This is a genomic window from Streptomyces sp. NPDC025806, from assembly GCF_055558275.1.
Window position 1 is genome coordinate 528,290 of the sequence record NZ_JBVHMU010000002.1, and the last position, 18,918, is coordinate 547,207.

The following is an 18,918-nucleotide window of genomic DNA, read 5'->3' on the forward strand; positions in this document are numbered from 1 at the left end:
GAATGCTGACCGGGCGGGACATCGTTGTCACCTTCGTGTCCCCTTACTCCTCGGGCCCGCTGAGCGGACGGTCCGAGGAGGCGATGATCCGGGCGGTGAGGTCCGGGTCGGGCATCCGCGGGTCGAAGGGGAACATCGGCCGGTGGATGCGGTGGTGACCGAGTCGCGTGAGGTCCTGGTCGACGCCGCCCGGGGTGAGCGCCATCTTCCAGTCGGCGGCGATGGCGAAGAGCTCCGGTTCCAGATAGCCGATCTTGACGAGGACGACATCGGCTGTGCGCGGGTTCAACCCGAGGTCGGTGAAGTCGTGTTCGTGGTGGTACGGCTTGCGCTGCCGGGTCAGGATCACGTGAACGCTGCCGATCCGCAGCACCACCTCTGTCTGCGCGTCCCGGTCTCCGTGCCGCACCGCGTGCACGACGCCGGTCAGGGTGAGGGGCCCCGCGTGCCGGTCGTCGACCTCGGCGCCCGCGGTGACCGTGACCGTCGCGCCGACCCCTGCCCGAACGGCCGCGTCGACCGCGGCCGGGCCCGGCAGTGCGGCGTACAGCACGGTCGGACCGGACGACTCCTGGAACTCCGGGCGGGCCAGTACGCGGGCCAGGCTCCAGGCGACGTCGCCGGCACCGCCCGCCGTCGGGTTGTCGCCGGTGTCGCTGACGAAGTACGGCCGCGCCGTGGAGGCGAGTGCCGCGTCGAGACATGCGTCGAGGGTGCCGGTCGGGGCGACGAAGGCGAAGTCGTGCCGCGCGTCCCAGAACCCGCGCGCCAGCCGCTCGGCTCCGCCGGTGACGGCGGCTTCGTCGGAGCCGGTGACGACCACGGCTGCCCGGTTGCGCGGCTCGTCCGCCCACGCGTAGCCGACCCAGACCGCGGCATCCGTCACCCCCTCGGCCGCCTCCACCTCCGCGACGGCCGCGTACACGCTCTTGGCGGGCTCGACGCGGGTCGACGTCTGCTCGCCGGCCAGCAGGACCGGTACCGGGATCCACGCCTTCACCGGACGAGGTCCGCCGCCGGTCAGCTGGTCGACGAGGTTGCGGGCGGCGCGCTCCTTGGTCTCCATCACGTCCTCGTGCGGAGCCGTGCGGTAGCAGGTGATCAGGTCGGTCAGGTGGACCAGAGCGCGGGAGACGTTGCCGTGCAGGTCCATGGAGGTGGACACGAGCACGTCCGGGCCGACGGTCTCGCGGATGCGGGCCAGCAGTTCCGCCTCGGCGTCGTCCAGCCCCTCGACGGTCATCGCACCGTGGATGTCGAACCAGAGGCCGTCGACCGGTCCCAACTCCTTGAGCTGGTCGATGAGTTCGCCGGACAGGGCGGCGTACGCGGACGCTGTCACCGTTCCGCCGGGAAGGGCCTTGCCGACCAGGACGCCACGCCAGTCGGCAGCGGCGCGCAGGGGTTGCCCGTGCGCCAGGAACGGACAGCGGTCGAGGACGTCGGCGCCGCACAGCGGATGGAAGGCGGGGGCCTCGGTCCGGGCCGGGGAGAACGTGGACGACTCGATGCCCAGACCGGCGACGGCGATCACGGGACGGGGTGCGGGCATGGCTCCTCCGTGCGCTGACAGGGGTGGTTGCCGGGGCCTACGGGGCGGCATCGGAGGCGGCCCCGTCGCGCGTGTGCGTCCGGTAGAGGTCGATTTCGCCGTCGAGTTCGAGGGCCAGCACGGTGCACAGCGGGTCGAGCTGGTCGTCGGTGAGGTGGATGTACTCCCATCCGGGCACCTCGTCGAGGCCGCCGACGCGCTCGTGCCGCACCTCCGTGTCCGTGCCGAGCACCCGCACCGAGGTCACCGCATTGCGCACACCGCGCAGGACGACGAACTCGCTCGGGCGGTCGAAGACGAAGAGATACAGCGTCCTGCGGTCGGCGGAGAGCGTGGAGGGGCCGTAGAAGTGGCCGTGCGGCATACCCCGGTCCGTCCCGTACACGGCGGGGGAGTGCCGGCCGATCCACTCTCCCAGGGCCTCCAGCCGGGCGGCCTGCTCCGGGAGGATGGTGCCGTCGGCCTGGGGCCCCACGTCGAGGAGCAGGTTGCCACCGCCGCCGATGGTCTCCGCGAAGATGCGGACCAGTTGCCGCGGCGACTTGTGGTGGGTGTCCCGGGGTTGATAGCCCCAGGAGTCGTTGATGGTCAGGCACAGCTCCCACGGGCCTGCGGGCGGCTCGATGGGCACACCCTGTTCGGGCGTCGCGTAGTCGCCATGGCCGGTCAGTCGGCCGTTGACCACGGTGTGCGGGGAGCGGGTTCGGATCTCCGTGGCCAATGCGTCCATGCCCCACTGTTCGGGGGTGCGCTCCCACTCGCCGTCGAACCACAGCAGGTCGGGCTCGAAGCGGTCCAGGAGCTCGCGGACCTGGGTCCGGTGGAAGTCCAGGAAGTTCTCCCAGCGGTCCGGGTCCTCGTCGCCGGGGGCGGGCATCGAGTAGGGGTTGCCGCGTTCCGCCGGGTCCTGGTCGGGCTTGCGCACCGTGGCGTAGTCCGGGTGCGACCAGTCCAGGTGGGAGTAGTAGAGACCGGCCTTCACCTTCCGTCGGCGCAGCGCCTCGACGTACTCGGCGACCAGGTCACGTCCGGCGGGGGTGCGCTCGACCACCGACAGGTCGTTCGCCCCCGTGTCCCACAGTGCGACTCCGTCGTGGTGCTTGGCGGTGAGCACGGCGTAGCGGGCGCCCGCGCGCACGAAGAGGTCCGCCCACGCGTCGGGGTCGAAGCGGTCGGCGGTGAACCGGTCGAGCTGCGTCATGTACCGGTCGTACGGAACCCGGCCGTCGAAGAACGACCAGGACTCGGCGACGCCGTCGACGCTGTAGATGCCCCAGTGGATGAAGATGCCGAGTTTGGCCTCGGTGAACCAGCGTTGCGCAGTCATCGTGACAGCTCCGTCGGTGGGTGAGGGAATCGCTCGGTGCGCTCGGTGCTGTGCGTCATCCGACGCCGCCTTCGATGGCGAGCACGGCCGCAGCCGCACCCCGCAGCTCCTCCGGCACGATCACCGTGCCGTCCGGGTCCGTCACCGCTCGTCGAGGGCCGGCCGCGGTGAGCCAGCTCGCGGGGCGGCCGGCGGCGAGCTCGGCGACATCACGGGCCGGCGTCAGCCGCCCCTCGCCCGGCGCCAGGTCCGTCACGAACAGGGTCTTCTCGCGCGTGGTGTAGCGGACGGGGTGACCGGCCGGGTCGGTGTGGCGGAGCCAGGGCCGGGTGCCGTACACGGCTTCGCCGTTGACCCGCAGCCACTGCCCGAGCCCGCGCAGCCGCGACACCTGGCTCTCGGGGAGCGAGCCGTCGGCCCGCGGGCCCACGTTGAGCAGCAGGTTGCCGTTCTTGGCCACGGTGTCGACGAGCAGCCGGACCAGCTCGGCGGCGCTGAGGAGATGCCGGTCGTCCTCGGCCGCGTTGTGGCCGAAGGACTGCCCGAGTCCCCGGCACGCCTCCCACACCGGCTCGGACGGCTCCTGTTCGGTCAGGTACTCGCGTGTGCGCACACCGTGGTACGGCACGCCCCAGCGGTCGTTGACCAGGCCGTCGGGCACCCGCTCGAGATAGCGGGCGAACAATGCGGCCAGGTCCCGGTCGCCGCTGCCCTTTCCGTCGTCCGGCCAGTCGATGTCGTTCCAGAGGTAGTCGGGCCGGAACCGCTCGACGAGTTCGTCGAGCTGCGCGTGTGCGTGGTCGGCGAAGGACCTGTCGTTGCGGCGCAGTTCGAACAGGTCCGTGAGCGAGCGGATCGGCGGCAGCGTGCTCACGTGCCAGTCGAGGGCGCCGGAGAAGTACAGGCCGAGGCGCAGATCGTGGCGGCGTGCGGCGCCGCTCAGCTCGGCCAGCAGATCACGGCGGGGCCCGCGGCGTGCCGCGGTGAACGGGGTGGTGTCCGAGTCCCACAGACAGAAGCCGTCGTGGTGCTTGGCCGTGGGCACGACGTAGCGCGCGCCGCATTCGGCGAACAGGGACATCCACGCGTCGGCGTCGAAGCGGTCGGCCGTCCAGTGGTCGGCCAGGTCCTCGTACGAGGTGCCCACGCCGTACGTCTCCTCGTGGAACCGCCGGGTGGGCGACCCGGAGATGCGCACGGTGTTGGCGTACCACTCGGCGTACGGATGGTGGGCGTACTCCAGCTCGACGGGGGTGTGGACGCCGGGGTCGCGGGGCGTGCCCCACGCGGGCACCGAGTAGATGCCCCAGTGGACGAAGATGCCGAACTTGGCGTCGGTGTACCAGCGCGGCACGGAGGCGGACGGGTAGACGGGCGTCTGTGCACCGAGATCGGGACCGGTGCGTCGGTCGAAGCGCAGCAGGGGATCCTCCTTGGAGACCACGGTGAAACACGTCCAGCCGGCATGGCCGGGTCAGCGGCCGGCCAGGCCGGTGGCGGCGATGCCTTTCACCAGGTGCTTCTGCAGGGCGATGAGCAGGAGCAGGGTCGGGACGAGGGAGATGACGGAGGCGGCCATCACCAGATGCCACTGGTTGCCGTTCTGTCCGAAGAACAGCTCCAGGCCGAGCGGCACGGTGCCGAGCGCGCTGACGTCGTTGACGATGATGAGCGGCCACAGGAAGCTGTTCCAGTAGCCGATGAAGGTGAAGACCGCGAGCACGCTGAGCGCGGGGCGAGCCATCGGCAGCATGACGGAGCGGAAGGTGCGCAGGGGAGAGCAGCCGTCGAGGGTGGCGGCCTCCTGAAGTTCGTACGGGATGCCGCGGAAGAACTGCCGCAGCAGGAACGTGCCGAACGCGGTGAAGGCCCACGGGAAGACGAGCGCCTGGTAGCTGTTCACCCAGCCGAACTCCTGCATGAGGATGAACATCGGGACCACCAGCACCTCCTGCGGCACCATCAGGGTCGCGAGGAAGACCAGGAAGAGGCCGTCCCTGCCGCGCCACCTCAGCCGGGCGAAGGCGTAGGCGCCCAGGGAGGAGGCGGCGAGGACGACGAGCGTGCCGACGGCGGCCACCAGCAGTCCGTTGAGGATGAACCGCTGGAACGGCAGGTAGTCGAAGACCTCGGCGAAGTTCCGCCAGCGCAGGTGGGAGCCGGTGAGCGAGGTCGGGTCGGCGAAGGTCTCGCCCGGCGGTTTGAGCGCGGCGGCCACGGCGTAGACGACCGGTGCGAGGAACAGCAGGGTCACCGCCACGAGCAGCACATGGGAGACCACACTGCGCGGGGTCCAGCGGATCTTGTCAGTGCTCATAGTGCACCCACCGCTTCTGGCCGAGGAACTGCACGGCGGTGATGAGCAGGATGACGGCGAAGAGGAGCCACGCGCCCGCGGCGGCCACGCCGAGGTCGCGCGAGACGAAGCCGTTCTCGTAGACGTTCTGCACCATCGTCACCGTCGAGTCCCCTGGTCCTCCCCGGGTGAGGATGTAGGTCTGGGCGAACACCTGCATCGACGTGATCATGGTCATGGTGGTGACGAAGAAGACCGCGGGCGACATGAGCGGCAGCTGGACGCGCAGGAACTTCGTCAGGCCCCGGGCCCCGTCGATCTCCGCGGCCTCGAGCACGGAGCGCGGCAGTTCGTCGATGGCGGCCGAGAACACGACGAGGTTGTAGCCGATGCCCTGCCAGACGCTCATGACGACGACGGAGAGCATCGCCGTGCCGGAGTCGGCGAGGAAGTTCGGTGCGGTGACGCCGAACCAGCTGTCGAGGTAGTGGGCGATGACGCCCTGGGGTTGGTAGAGCATCTTCCAGATCACGGCGTTGACGACCATCGGTGTGATCGCCGGAATGAAGAAGAGCACCCGGAACAGCTGCTGCCAGCGGCTGTGGGAGATCCAGAACGCCAGGGCCAGCGAGAGCACGACGTTGAGCGGCAGGAACAGTGCGGTGAAGACGAAGGTGTTGCGGACGGAGACGAGGAAGCCGGGGTCCTTCAGGAGCAGGTAGCGGAAGTTGTCGAGTCCGAGGAAGGACCGCTCGCCGAAGATCGGCCAGTGGTACAGGCTCATCACGACGGCCATCGCCACCGGGAAGAGGGTGAAGACGGTCAGTCCGATGACCCCGGGGGACAGGAAGCCGTAGGCGTACCAGCGTTCCCGGCGACGGGGGCTGCCGCCGCGGCGGCCCCGGCCCCGGTCCCGGACCCGACCCGGCCGGGCGGCGGAGCCGGGCGCCGGCCGGGTGCTCTGCTCGATCGGTGGTGTCGCCACGGGTCAGCGGCCCGCCTTCTTCTGAATGGCCGTCAGCGCCGACTCGGCGGACGTCGACCCGGTGTACGCCTCCAGCAGGTACTGGCTGAACAGGGTGTTGACCTCGTCCCAGTTCTGGGTTCCGACGAACGGCTCGCCGCCGGCGAGACTGTCGCGGACGGCGTCCATCCCGGCCTTGACCGTCTTTGTCTGCCCGCCGGTCTGCTGGGTGAGGAACTTCTCGTACGCGGGCTGCGCCGCCGTGCGGGCGGGGGAGACGCGGCCCTGCCCGGCGAGGTAGTTCTGCGCTTCGGGTCCCGTGAGGACGGAGAGTGCCTTGACCGCTTCCTTCTTGTAGGCGCAGCTCTTGGAGACGCCGAAGCCGGAGTTGGCGACGTAGGTCTTCGAGCCGTCGGGACCGGCGGGGATGGGAGCCACGCCGACCTTGAACTTCGCCTGGCTGGAGGTGGATCCGAGATTCCAGGTGCCGTCGACGGCCATCATCGTGTTGCCGTTGACGAACTGGGTCTCGGCCCATCCGCCGTCGCTGGAGCTGGCCGGGACACTCGCCGCCTTGTCCTTCGTGGCCAGGCCCGAGTACCAGGTCAAGGCCTTGACCATCGCCGGGTCGTCGAGTTGTGCCTTGCCGTCGGCGGTGACGGGGTGGGCGCCGTTGTAGGTCAGCGCCATGGTCAGCATGGGGAGGTCGGAGAAGGAGAGCCCGAAGCCCGTTTTCCCGTTCCTGGTCAGCGACTTCGCCGCCTTCTCGAAATCCGCGACGGTCCAGCCCGTCTTCGGCTCGGCGAGGCCCGCCTTCGCGAACGCGTCCTTGTTGTAGTACATGAGCATGCTGGCGAGGTCCATCGGCAGGGCGTACTGCTTGCCCTGCCACTGGAGGGCCTTGAGCGCGGCCGGTTCGAAACCGTCCGTGCCGGCGCCGTCCTTCAGCAGGGAGTCCAGCGGCTCCATGAGGTCCGTGAAGCCGGACAGGCGCAGGCTCTGCATGCTCACGAGGCACGGCTGGTCGCCACCCGCGGCCTGGGTCTGCAGTTTGGTGAAGTAGTCCTTGAACGGGGCGGTCTTCAGTTCCAGCCTGATGTCCGGGTGCTCCCGGGTGACGAGGGACGCGAGGTGCTTCAGCTGCTTCTCCTCGTCGGCTCCGGCGGCCCACATCTGCCAGGTCAGGGTCACCGATCCATCCGACTTCTTCGACCCTCCCGATCCTTCGCCGGACGACCCTCCACACCCGGCGAGCGCGACGAGTGCTCCCGCCGCCGCGACGCCGGCCCACTGCACGGCACGCAAGCGCATGTCCTGACCTCCTCATGTGACACCCGACAGGGAAAGGGGGAAGTGACTGAGCATTTTCTTCGGGCCCGAGTAAATTGGGACGCTAGAGGTGCAAAGATCGGACGTCAAGGGTTCCAACTCGACGCACTGACAGGCGAAATGGGGATGGCGTGAAGGCACAACCACCGGCACCTGGGGATCTGATCCGGACCGAGATCCTGGCGCTGCTCGGAGGAGCCGGACCGCTCAGCCGGGCGGAGATCGCCCAGCAGCTGCGGGTGGGTGCCGCGACCGTCACCGACCACACCCGTAGGCTCATCGGCGAAGGGTTCATCCGAGAACTGGAGCCCCACGCCTCCTCCGGCAAGGGCCGCCCCCGGGTCCCGCTCCAACTGGTCCCCACCGCCGCCCATGTCCTCGGCCTGCGCGTCGCCGTCGACCATCTGGCAGGCGTCGTGGTCGGGCTCGACGGGCAGATCACCGACGAATTCCGTCTCCCCCTGAGCGTGGCGGAGTCACCCGTCCCCCTGCTCACCCGGGTGTTGCGGGAGGAGATCGAGGCGCGACGGACCACGACGCCCATCCGCGGAGTCGGCGTCGCGGTCCCCGGCATGGTGGATCCGGCAACGGGCGTCGTGCGGCTCTCCGCGATCATGGACTGGCACGATCTGCCGCTGGCCGCGGAGCTCGGCCGATCCCTGCCCGTGCCCGTACTCGTCGACAACGACCTTCGTTCCAGCACGACGGCCGAGCTGCTGTTCGGCATGGGCCGCGATCACGACGACTTCCTCGTCGTCGGCATCGGAGACGGTCTCGGTATGGGCGTCGTGCTGGAGCGCCGTGTCCAGCGCGGCGCGGACGGACTCTCGGGCGAGTTCGGCCATATGCCGGTCGATCGGACCGGGCCGCTGTGCAACTGCGGCAACCACGGCTGCCTGCAGGCTTTCGTCGGGCAGACGGCACTCTTGGACGGAGCCCGCCGCGCCGGCGTCGAGCTCGGAGCGGGGGACGGGCTCGCCGCGCTGGCCGACGCCGCCGAACGGGGGGAGCCGGCGGTTCTCGCGGTTCTGGACGAGGCCGGCGAGCTGCTCGGACGCAGCGTCGCCGGAGTCGTCAACATCCTCGCGGTCAGGGCGGTCAAGGTGATCGGCGAGGGCCTCGTGCTGTGGCCCCACCTCGGCCCGGCCTTCACCGCCGCGGCCGTCGCCGGGGCGATCGAACCGCTGCGGGACCTGGAGATCACCGTGTCACCGTGGCGGGACACGGAGCACGCGCGGGGCGCGGCCTGCCTGCTGCTCGCCCGCAGCGGAGCGATCACCAGGGCTTAGGGCGTGTGGGTCAGGACATGGTCCACTTCTGGTTGGCGTTGCCGCTGCACTCCCAGATCTGGAGTGGGGCACTGTTGGCCGTGTTGTTGTCGGTGACGTCCATGCACTTGTTCGCCGCGAGGTTGACGATGTCGTGAGTGGTGGCGTTGTACGTCCACTGTTGGTTGCCGCCGCCTGTGCAGTCCCAGAGCTGGAGCTTCGCGCCGCTTGCCGTACTGGCGCCGGTCACGTCCAGACACTTTCCGAGGGCGCGCAGTTGGCTGCCGCTGAATGACCATTGCTGCGCGGCGGTGCCGTTGCAGTCGTAGAGCTGGACGGGGGTGCCGTTGGCCGTCGAGGCGCCCTGGACGTCCACGCACTTGCCGGCCAGACCCTTGACGGCCTGGCCGGTGCTGCTGGTCGAGACATGGACGTAGTCCACGACGAGCTGTTGCGGGAAGGAGGTCGAGGCGTCAGGGTCGCCGGGCCAGTCGCCGCCGACCGCGAGGTTGAGGATGAGGAAGAACGGCTTGTTGAAGGCCCACTGATTGCTTCCGATGTCGGCCGGGGTGCGGGTCTGGTAGACGTGGCCGTCCACGGACCAGGAGACCTGGTTGGGCGCCCAGTCGACCGCGAAGGTGTGGAACGCGTCTGCGAAGGCTCCTGACGCCAGGGAGTATCCGGCGCCGATTCCGCCCGCCCCCGAGTAGCCGGGGCCGTGCAGGGTGCCGTGGACGGTGCCGGGCTCCCGGCCGATGTTCTCCATGACGTCGATCTCGCCGGAGCCCGGCCAGCCGACGCTGCCGATGTCGGTGCCGAGCATCCAGAAGGCGGGCCACATGCCCTGACCTCGCGGGATCTTCATGCGGGTCTCGACGTGTCCGTACTGTGCGCTGAACTTGCCGGAGGTGTTCATGCGGGCCGAGGTGTACTGGCAGGTTCCGTACCAGCACTGGTAGCCCGAGGGGTTCTCCTTCCTGGCCGTGATGACCAGGTGGCCGTTGCCGTCGAGTGCGGCGTTGTTCGCGCCCGGTGTGTAGTACTGGCGTTCGTGATTGTTTCCGTTGTTGTCGCCGGTCTCCTGGCTCCATTTGGACGTGTCGACCCCGGAGCCCGCCGGGCCGTCGAAGTCGTCGGTGAAGTCGGCGGCGAGCGTCGCGGTGGCCGGGACGGCGGGTGCGGCGCCGGCCGCACTCACCGGGACGAGGGTGGCGCAGGCGCAGATGACGGCGGCTGCCGCGCCGATCAGTCGGAGTCTCCATGGGGCGCGCACGGTGCATCACATCGCTTCCGTGAGAGCCGGCGCGGAAGTGCCATGGGCATGCCAAACATGCAGCCAGGGGAAACCGGGCCGGAACCTGTGGGGGGGTCGCTTCCTTCACTAGTTGAAGCTAGGAAGCGGCGAGGGGGGCGTCAAGGTTTTTGTCTGGACCAATTGAACGTCGTCGGTGGGGGTGCGCTGGCTGCCGCGGTGTCGCGCTGGCAGCTGTGGGTCTCGTCGCTGTCCTCGCAGATCGCAGGTTCGCTCACGTCACCGACCGATTCGGGGGCGTCCTTGCCCTCGGACCCGGCCACGCCACCCTTGCCATCGTCCGGTGAGACATGTCCTCCCAGCGAGCACCCAGCGGGTGAGCCGTCACTGACCTGACGTCATGCCACCGCTGTGCTGATCCGCTGACCTCCCTCGACGTGGCCGGCTGCGAGATGAGCCACGGCTCATCTGAGGGTCGGGCTGTGATGCCCGTCTCCTTCGGCAGGGCGATTCGGGGCGATTGATGGGGATCCTTGTTGCCAGGGGATGAACCACGCAACATTGCGGAAATCAAAGCCATATTGGGGATGTGGCCTTGGAATCCAAGATGCTGCGGGGGGCCGCTCCTTCGATCTAGTGTCCGGAATCCGGAGCGGTGATCCCGTCTCCGGTGAGATCCAGGGCGCTCCGTCACCGTCGGCGTGCCCGAAACAATCCGGGAGTGCGGCGGCGTGGCAGCGATATCGGTAGTGGATGCGTTCCGGCGGGACCGGGTCGGGGTCGTCTCGCTCTGCGTCGTCGGATTCTTCGTGGTCCTGGCCGTCACGGCCCCACTCGTCACTGCCCTCTACGGCAAGAACCCGACCGAGCACTACGGGCAGAACGGCACCGGCCTCCTGAGCCCGGAGGGTCTGCCCGTGCTGCCCAACGGCGGTGTCTCGGCCGAGCACTGGTTCGGCATCGAGCCCGGTCTGGGGCGTGACGTCCTCGCCCAACTCCTGTACGGCATGCGGACCTCGCTGCTGATCGCCCTCGCCTCGTCCGCGCTCGTCGCCGTCATCGGTGTGGTCGTCGGGGTGGCCGTGGGATACCTCGGCGGCCTCGTCGACCGGGCGTTCACCTTCGTCTGCAACGTGCTGCTCGCCTTTCCCGCGCTGCTGTTCCTGATCACGCTGGGGCCGGTCATCCAGACGCGCTTCGTCGGACCCGGCGAGGACGAACCGGCCTGGATGCAGTTCGCCGTCCTCGTCCTCGTCTTCTCGGTCTTCGGCTGGGTGTCGCTCGCGATGGTGCTGCGCACCGTCGTACGGTCCCTGCGCGAGCGGGAGTTCGTCGAGGCCGCCCGGGCCCTCGGCGCGAGCCGGCGGCACCTCGTGTTCCGTGAGCTGTTGCCCAACGTGTGGGGACCGGTCCTGGTGCACCTCACCCTCGCCGTGCCCGCGATGGTCACCACGGAGGCCGCGCTGTCGTTCCTGGGCGTCGGCATCAACGAACCCGTCCCGGACTGGGGCCGCATGATCTCTCGGGGTGCCGACGTCTTCTACGACGACCCCACGTACATGGTCTTCCCCGGCGCCGCGCTCCTCGTGTTCGTCCTCGCCTTCAACCTTCTCGGCGACGCCGTACGGGACGCGCTCGATCCGCACACCGTCCGCTGAGCCCCCGCGTCTTACACCGTCACCGACAACACACCCGCCACGCAAGGGAGTTCGCCATGCCCGAAATCACCCCGCGCACCGTAGCCGTCCCGGCTCTCGTCACCGCCGCCGCCCTGTTGCTGTGCTCCTGCTCCGCGGGAGCGGGCACGGGCAACGAGCGGAGCAGGAACAGCACCGCGGCCAAGAGCGGCCAGCGGCTGACCGCCGCCCTCGGCACCGCCGAGGACAGCCAGGGACCCGCCCCCGCGCTCCCCGGCGCCCGCAAGGGCGGGACCGTCACCGTCGCCAATGAGGAGGACTTCTCCCACCTCGACCCGCAGAAGATCTACGCCGGCGAGAGATACAGCACCTCGCTGCTGTGGGGCAGGCAGTTGACGCAGTACCAGCTCATCGACGGCAAGCCCAGGCTGGTCGGCGACCTCGCCACCGACACCGGGACCTCGGCAGACGGCGGCCGCACGTGGACCTACCACCTGAAGGACGGCATCGCCTGGGAGGACGGCAAGCCCGTCACCGCGCAGCAGGTCAAGTACGGCATCGAGCGCACCTTCGCCCCCGGCTTCGAGGTCGGCCCCACGTACTGGCCGCAGTGGCTCACCGGCGCCAAGGACCGCACCGAGGCGGTGAAGAAGTACGGAGGCCCCAAGAAGGACGGCGACCTCGACGCCATCGAGACGCCCGACGACAAGACCATCGTCTTCCACTTCCCCGAGCCGCAGTCGGACGTGCCGTACATGGCGTCCCAGTCCTCCTCCTCGCCGGTCCGCAAGGACAAGGACACCGGAACCGGCTACGACGTGAAGCCGTTCGCCACCGGCCCGTACAAGATCGTCGAGCACCGGCAGAACCAGAGCCTCACCCTGGCCCGGAACCCGTACTGGAAGCCGGAGACGGACTCGATCCGGCACGCCTATCCGGACCGCTTCCGGTTCACCTTCGGCAAGGCCGCCCTCAACACCGCCCAGGAGGTGTTCAACGGCCAGGGCACCGGCCCGACCACGCTCACCACCAAGGACGAACTGCCGCCGGAGCTGATCTCCACCGTCGAACGCGACCCCGCCAAGCGGAAGCTGGTCGTCTCCGGAAGCAAGGGCGCCTACACCCAGGACCTGTACATCAGGAACGACCGGGTCGGCGATCCCGAGGTCCGCAAGGCCATCCACTACCTCTTCCCGCGTGAACAGGCCCGCCAGGTCCTCGGCGGCCGCCACGTCGGCGACTTCGCGACCACCCTCTCCTCGCCGGCCGTCGTCGGCTGGAAGAAGTACGACCTCTACCCCGTCGCCCCCGCCGGAGACATCGCCAAGGCCAAGGAGCACCTGGCCCGTGCGAAGACCAAGGTCACCAAGCTGACGTACGCCTACCCCACCGAGAGCCCGGCGGACGACCAGGTCGCACAGGTCCTCGCCGACGCCTTCGCCAAGGCCGGCATCAAGCTCGTCCTGAAGCCCCTTCAGCCGGGCGCCTTCAACGACCAGATCTTCGGCGGCGAGGACAGCCCGTACGACCTGTTTCTGTCCACCAACTCCGTGGACTGGCCCACCCCGTCGACCCTGCTGCCCCTCGGCTACGAGAGCCATCTGGACGCGGTGTCCAACTCCATCCGCTACAGCAACCCGAAGGTGGACAGGGAACTGGCCCGCATCGCGAAGATCGGTGACGCGCAGAAGAAGGCCGACGCACTGATCAGCCTGGAACAGACGGTCATGAAGGACGTCCCTGTGGTGCCCTTCCTCTACAAGAGCATCGCCCAGTTCCGCGGCAAGAACATCGGCGGCGCCGCGACCCACCCCATCTACGGCGTCACGGCCCTGGCCGACGTGTACGTCAAGAACTCCTGACCTCCCGCAACCATGACCCGATACCTCCTCAAGAGGATCACGCAGGCCGTGGCAGTACTTCTCGCGATCACCGCCACGGCCTTCGGACTCTTCTACGCCGCCCCCTCCGACCCGGCACTGATCGCCTGCGGCCCCAGATGCACCTCCGCACAACTCGCGGCCGTCCGCACCAGCATGGGACTCGACCAGCCGATCGTCGCCCAGTTCACCGACTACGTCGGCGGTCTCGTCACCGGCCGCACCATCGCGGACCTCGACGGCACCCCGATCCCCTGCCCGGCCCCCTGCCTCGGCTACTCCTACACCCTCCACCAGCCCGTCCTGTCCGCCATCGAGGACCGCCTCCCCGTGACCGTCTCCCTCACGGTCGGCGCCCTCGCGGTGATCCTCGTCCTCGGCGTCGGCTCGGGCCTGACGGCCGCACTGCGCCGAGGCAGGCCCACCGACCGCCTCCTGTCCGGCTTCAACCTGCTGGGCGCCAGCGTCCAGATCTACTTCCTCGGCTACCTGCTCCAGCTCGTGCTCGTCTACTCCACCGGCCTGTTCGCACCCCCGCGCTACGTCCCCTTCACCACCCGGCCCGGTCAGTGGGCCCTGGGTCTGATCCTGCCCTGGCTGGTCCTCGGCTTTGTCAACGCGGCCGTCTACGCCCGGCTGACCCGCTCGCAGATGCTGGAGACGATGCATCACGGGTACGTCCGCACCGCCCGCGCCAAGGGACTGGGCCATCTGCGCACCCACCTGAAGTACACCGCGCGCGGCGCGGCCGGCCCGCTGGTGCAGCTGCTCGGCCTGGAGGTCGGCGCGCTGCTCGGCGGCGCGTTCATCACGGAGACCGTGTTCGGTCTCGGCGGCGTAGGCAAGCTCGCCGTCGACGCCGTGACCGGGAACGACCTGCCCACGGTCGTCGGCACGGTCCTCGTCGCCGCCTTCTTCGTCGTCCTGTTCGTGGCCGTGGCCGACCTCGTGGTGGCCTGGCTGGATCCCCGAGTGAGGCTCGCATGACCGATCGACCCGCACTGCGCGTCCGCGATCTGGAGGTCACCTTCCACACGGCGCGCGGTCCCGTCCCCGCGGTCCGCGGTGTCTCCCTCGCCGTGGCCCCGGGTGAAGTCCTGGGGCTCGTAGGAGAGTCGGGCTCGGGCAAGTCGACCGTGGGCCTCGCCGCCCTGGCCCTCCACGACCCGGCACGCACCCGCGTCCGCGGAAGCATCCGGCTCGGAGGCGACGGCCTCGAACTGGTGGGAGCACCTGAACCGGCCCTGAGGAAGGTCAGGGGCGCCCGAGCCGCGATGATCTTCCAGGACGCCCTCGACGCGCTGTCGCCGTACCACACGATCGGCGCCCAGGTGGCGGAGGCCTACCGCGTCCACCACCCACGCGCCGGCCGCCGGGAAGCGCGGGAGCGCGCGGCGGCGATGCTGGAACGCGTCGGCATCCCGGCCGCCCGCGCCGCGGACCACCCGCACCACCTCTCGGGAGGCATGCGCCAACGCGTCGTGATCGCCATGGCGTTGGTCAACGACCCCGGACTGCTGATCGCCGACGAACCGACCACGGCGCTGGACGCCCGCGTCCAGCGACAGGTCCTCGACCTGATCCGTGAACTCCAGACCGAGGCGGGCACGGCCATGCTCCTCATCACGCACGACGTGGGCGTGGTCGCGCGGACCTGCGACCGCATGCTGGTGATGCGGCACGGCGAGGCACTCGAGGAGGGTCCCACCGAACGCCTCCTGACGTCCCCCTCCACCCGCTACACCAAGGCCCTCGTCGGAGCGGCCCCGACCCTGCACACCGTGCCCGGCACCCGGCTCCCCACGGTGGAGGACCCGGAGCCGAAGCAGCGCACCGGCGCACGCGCACGTCCCGCCGCCCCCGGCCCCGACATCCTGGCGGAGGTGCGCGACCTGCGCGTGGACTACCCGGGCAGGCGCGGCTCCCGACCCCACCCCGCGGTGAAGGGCGTGAGCCTGCACGTCGCCCAAGGCGAGACCCTCGGCCTGGTGGGGGAATCCGGCTCGGGCAAGTCCACCATCGCCCGGGTCCTGACCGGACTGCTCCGGCCCACGAGCGGCGAGGTCCGCTTCGACGGCCGCGACATCTCCGGCGCGGCCCGTGGCACGCGCCTGCGCCGCGAGCTGAGCCGGGACGTCCAGCTGGTCTTCCAGGACCCGTACGCCTCGCTCAACCCGCGGCACACGGTGGAGCGGATCGTCACGACGCCGCTCGGCATCCATACGGACCTGGACGGCCCCGCGCGCAGGAGACGCGCGGCGCAGCTCCTGGAACAGGTGGGCCTGTCGGCCTCCCATCTCCCGCGCCATCCCCACGAGTTCTCCGGAGGGCAGCGCCAACGCATCGGGATCGCCCGTGCGCTGGCCGTCCGGCCACGCCTGATCATCGCCGACGAGCCGGTCTCCGCGCTGGACGTCTCCGTGCAGGCCCAGGTCCTGAACCTGCTCATGGACCTGCGGGAGGAACTCGGCCTGTCGCTGCTCTTCATCTCCCACGACCTCGCGGTGGTGCGGCACTTCTGCGACCGGGTCGCCGTGCTGGACCAGGGCGAACTCGTCGAGGAGGGCCCCAGGGACACCGTCTTCGACACCCCGGCCGCCCCGTACACCAGGGAACTGCTCGACGCCTTCCCGCACCACCTGCCGCCCGCCGTCGACCGCCCTTCGCCGCACGTTCTGTCCCACTGAACCGAACAGGAGAACACCCTCATGACGAACACACCCACCGAGCCCGGCTCCGCCGCGGAACTCCCCGACAAGCCGGCAGGCGACAGGACCGGATTGATCACCGGACTCTCGATCGCCGCAGTGGCCCTGCTCGTGGCGGCCGCCCTGCTGATCTCCCACCTCACGGGCGGCACCTCGCGCGCGGACGCGTCCGGACGGGTCACCGTGAAGATCGGCACGACCGACCAGAGCTCGGACTTCTGGCCCGTACTGACCCGGCGCGCCGCGGCGGAAGGGATCGACATCAAACTGGTCAACTTCACCGACTACACACAGGCGAACCCCGCGCTGGCACAGAAGCAGATCGACCTGAACCTCTTCCAGCACCTGCTGTTCCTGGCGAACCACAACGTCGCCGACCACGACACCCTGACCCCCATCGGCTCGACGGCCGTGGTCCCGCTCAGCCTCTACTCGAAGAAGCACACGACGCTCGAGGACATCCCGCGGCACGGTCGGGTCGCCATCCCCAACGACCCGACCAACCAGGCCCGGGCGCTGCTGGTGCTCCAGCAGGCCGGTCTGCTCACACTCAAGGACGGCGGATCGGTCCTCGCGACGCCCGCGGACGTGGACACCACGGCATCGAAGGTCGAGGTGACGCCGGTGGACGCCGCCCAGACCGTCGCCTCACTTCCGTCCGTCGACGCGGCAGTGATCAACAACAACTTCGCGCTGGACGCCGACCTCGATCCCTCCAAGGCCCTGTACGGAGACGACCCGTCCAAGCCCGAGACCGAGCCGTACATCAACGTCTTCGTCGCCCGCGCGGCCGACAAGGACAACCCGACCTACCTGAAGATCGCCAAGCTCTACCACGACGAAGCGGTGAAGAAGGCGGCGATCGACGCCTCCAAGGGAACAGCGGTGCCCGTGGACCGGTCGCGGGCCGACCTGCGACGCATCCTCGCCTCGCTGGAGAAGACCGTGCGCGCCGCGCACTGACCACGCGCGTCCCCGCCGGCGCCCCCTCGCGCCCCGGTCCGAACCGAAGCAGGAACCCATGGCACCACTCATCGAATTCCACGACGTCAGCAAGACCTTCACCGCACGGTCGGCCACCGTGACGGCCCTCGACTCGATCGACCTGGAGATCGAGGAGGGGGAGATCTTCGCGATCATCGGCCACTCCGGAGCAGGCAAGAGCACCCTGGTCCGGCTGATCAACGGGCTCGAACACGTCACGTCGGGCACGGTCACGGTCGACGGCGTGGTCATCAGCGAACAGAGCGAGCGGGACACCCGCCAGGTCCGCTCGCGCATCGGCATGATCTTCCAGCAGTTCAACCTGTTCCGGTCCCGGACGGTGTTCGGGAACGTGGCCTACCCCCTGAGACTCGCCGGATGGTCCAAGGAGAGGCAGCGGGCGCGAGTCGCCGAACTCCTGGCGTTCGTCGGCCTGACCGACAAGGCCTGGGCCTACCCGGACCAGCTCAGCGGCGGCCAGAAGCAACGGGTCGGGATCGCACGAGCCCTGGCGAACCAGCCCGCCGTCCTGCTGGCCGACGAGTCCACCAGCGCGCTCGATCCCGAGACCACCCAGGACGTGCTGCGCCTGCTCCGACGTGTCGACGCCGAACTCGGGGTGACCGTCGTGGTCGTCACCCACGAGATGGACGTCGTGCGGAGCATCGCCGATCGCGTCGCCGTACTGGAAGCGGGACGACTCGTCGAGGTCGGCACGGTGTACGACGTCTTCTCCACACCCCGGACCGAGACCAGCCGCCGCTTCGTGGCGACGGTGATGCGAAACCGGCCCGACGCCGGTGACGTCGCACGGCTCCGGCAGCGCCACGAAGGCGCCCTCGTCTCCGTCACGGTCGACGGCGACGTCGCGCTGGGCCAGGTCCTCACCGACACCGTGCGGCAGCACGACCTCCGCTTCGAGATCGTCCACGGAGGCATCGACACCCTGCAGGGCCGATCGTTCGGCAGCGTCACGCTCTCACTGACCGGATCCGAGCGGGACATCGAGACGGCCGTGGCCCGACTGCGCACCGTCGCCACGGTGGAGGTGCACGCATGAGAACCGACTGGGACACCCTCTGGCCGGTCTTCACCACCTCCATCGGACAGACCCTGTGGATGGTGGCCGTGACCCTGGTCCTCGGAGGCTTCCTCGGCCTGCTCCTCGGCCTTCTGCTCTACACGACACGCCGCGGCGGGCTGCTGGAGAACACGCCGCTCCACACCACCCTGAACCTGGTGGTCAACTTCGTCCGGCCCATTCCCTTCATCATCTTCATCACCGCCGTGGGCCCGCTGACCCTGAGCGTGGTGGGCACCACCATCGGCACCGCCGCTGCGACCTTCCCCTTGATCATCGCCACCACCTTCGGCATCTCCCGCATCGTCGAACAGAACCTGATCACCATCGACACCGGAGTGATCGAGGCAGCCCGCTCCATGGGCGCGGGCCCGGCGCGCATCATCACCACCGTCCTCATCCCCGAGGCACTGGGGCCCCTGATCCTCGGCTACACCTTCGTGTTCGTCTCCGTGGTCGACGCCACGGCCATCGCCGGCGCGGTCGGCGGGGGAGGCCTCGGCAACTTCGCCATCGCCTACGGCTACCAGCGCTTCAACTGGACGGTGACCTGGATCGCCGTACTGACCATCGTGCTCCTCGTGCAACTGGGCCAGTTCCTGGGCAACCGACTGGCACGAAGGGTGCTGCGCCGGTGACG

The 18,918-nt window shown here is 69.5% G+C and carries 15 protein-coding genes; 8 read left to right on the forward strand and 7 right to left on the reverse strand.

From position 1 onward, the window contains the following. Positions 1-43: 43 nt before the first annotated feature. The 6 genes from ACZ4E1_RS06035 to ACZ4E1_RS06060 are packed head-to-tail and all read right to left on the reverse strand — an operon-like array spanning position 44 to position 7,450. The gene (locus ACZ4E1_RS06035) at positions 44-1,552 is read right to left on the reverse strand and encodes a M81 family metallopeptidase (RefSeq protein ID WP_467536275.1); all 1,509 of its coding nucleotides are present in this window, start codon (positions 1,550-1,552) and stop codon (positions 44-46) included. A gap of 37 nt (positions 1,553-1,589) precedes the next feature. Next, positions 1,590-2,978 (reverse strand): alpha-L-fucosidase, encoded by a 1,389-nt coding sequence (locus ACZ4E1_RS06040; RefSeq protein ID WP_467536276.1) that lies wholly within the window; start codon positions 2,976-2,978, stop codon positions 1,590-1,592. Continuing rightward, complete coding sequence (locus ACZ4E1_RS06045) at positions 2,935-4,323, reverse strand: alpha-L-fucosidase (RefSeq protein WP_467536277.1); 1,389 nt, start codon at positions 4,321-4,323, stop codon at positions 2,935-2,937. The genes ACZ4E1_RS06040 and ACZ4E1_RS06045 overlap by 44 nt, the downstream gene beginning before the upstream one ends. 30 nt (positions 4,324-4,353) lie before the next feature. Then, complete coding sequence (locus ACZ4E1_RS06050; protein ID WP_467536279.1) at positions 4,354-5,196, reverse strand: carbohydrate ABC transporter permease; 843 nt, start codon at positions 5,194-5,196, stop codon at positions 4,354-4,356. Continuing rightward, positions 5,186-6,160: a carbohydrate ABC transporter permease gene (locus ACZ4E1_RS06055; protein ID WP_467536281.1), complete on the reverse strand. Its 975-nt coding sequence runs from the start codon at positions 6,158-6,160 to the stop codon at positions 5,186-5,188. Before ACZ4E1_RS06055 ends, ACZ4E1_RS06050 begins: the two co-directional genes overlap by 11 nt. A gap of 3 nt (positions 6,161-6,163) precedes the next feature. Then, positions 6,164-7,450 carry an ABC transporter substrate-binding protein gene (locus tag ACZ4E1_RS06060; RefSeq protein WP_467536282.1) on the reverse strand — a complete coding sequence of 429 codons (1,287 nt, stop codon included), beginning with the start codon at positions 7,448-7,450 and terminating at the stop codon, positions 6,164-6,166. A 149-nt stretch (positions 7,451-7,599) separates the two neighbouring features. Between ACZ4E1_RS06060 and ACZ4E1_RS06065 the strand changes: the two genes are divergently transcribed. Continuing rightward, positions 7,600-8,757 carry an ROK family protein gene (locus tag ACZ4E1_RS06065; protein WP_467536283.1) on the forward strand — a complete coding sequence of 386 codons (1,158 nt, stop codon included), beginning with the start codon at positions 7,600-7,602 and terminating at the stop codon, positions 8,755-8,757. 10 nt (positions 8,758-8,767) lie between these two features. Here the strand turns inward: ACZ4E1_RS06065 and ACZ4E1_RS06070 are convergent, their stop codons facing one another. Further along, complete coding sequence (locus ACZ4E1_RS06070) at positions 8,768-10,009, reverse strand: ricin-type beta-trefoil lectin domain protein (RefSeq protein WP_467536284.1); 1,242 nt, start codon at positions 10,007-10,009, stop codon at positions 8,768-8,770. A gap of 710 nt (positions 10,010-10,719) precedes the next feature. Here ACZ4E1_RS06070 and ACZ4E1_RS06075 point away from each other — a divergent pair. The 7 genes from ACZ4E1_RS06075 to ACZ4E1_RS06105 are packed head-to-tail and all read left to right on the forward strand — an operon-like array spanning position 10,720 to position 18,916. After that, on the forward strand, positions 10,720-11,646 hold the full coding sequence (locus tag ACZ4E1_RS06075) for an ABC transporter permease (RefSeq protein ID WP_467536285.1): 927 nt from the start codon (positions 10,720-10,722) through the stop codon (positions 11,644-11,646). A gap of 56 nt (positions 11,647-11,702) precedes the next feature. Further along, complete coding sequence (locus tag ACZ4E1_RS06080; RefSeq protein WP_467536286.1) at positions 11,703-13,487, forward strand: ABC transporter substrate-binding protein; 1,785 nt, start codon at positions 11,703-11,705, stop codon at positions 13,485-13,487. A 12-nt stretch (positions 13,488-13,499) separates the two neighbouring features. Then, positions 13,500-14,492 carry an ABC transporter permease gene (locus tag ACZ4E1_RS06085; protein WP_467536287.1) on the forward strand — a complete coding sequence of 331 codons (993 nt, stop codon included), beginning with the start codon at positions 13,500-13,502 and terminating at the stop codon, positions 14,490-14,492. Beyond that, positions 14,489-16,192 carry a dipeptide ABC transporter ATP-binding protein gene (locus tag ACZ4E1_RS06090; RefSeq protein ID WP_467536288.1) on the forward strand — a complete coding sequence of 568 codons (1,704 nt, stop codon included), beginning with the start codon at positions 14,489-14,491 and terminating at the stop codon, positions 16,190-16,192. Before ACZ4E1_RS06085 ends, ACZ4E1_RS06090 begins: the two co-directional genes overlap by 4 nt. A 21-nt stretch (positions 16,193-16,213) precedes the next feature. Next, the gene (locus tag ACZ4E1_RS06095) at positions 16,214-17,176 is read left to right on the forward strand and encodes a MetQ/NlpA family ABC transporter substrate-binding protein (RefSeq protein ID WP_467536289.1); all 963 of its coding nucleotides are present in this window, start codon (positions 16,214-16,216) and stop codon (positions 17,174-17,176) included. 58 nt (positions 17,177-17,234) lie between these two features. Beyond that, positions 17,235-18,257: a methionine ABC transporter ATP-binding protein gene (locus tag ACZ4E1_RS06100; protein WP_467536290.1), complete on the forward strand. Its 1,023-nt coding sequence runs from the start codon at positions 17,235-17,237 to the stop codon at positions 18,255-18,257. Further along, positions 18,254-18,916, forward strand: coding sequence for a methionine ABC transporter permease (locus ACZ4E1_RS06105; protein ID WP_467536291.1), 663 nt, complete (start codon positions 18,254-18,256; stop codon positions 18,914-18,916). Before ACZ4E1_RS06100 ends, ACZ4E1_RS06105 begins: the two co-directional genes overlap by 4 nt. Positions 18,917-18,918 lie beyond the last annotated feature (2 nt).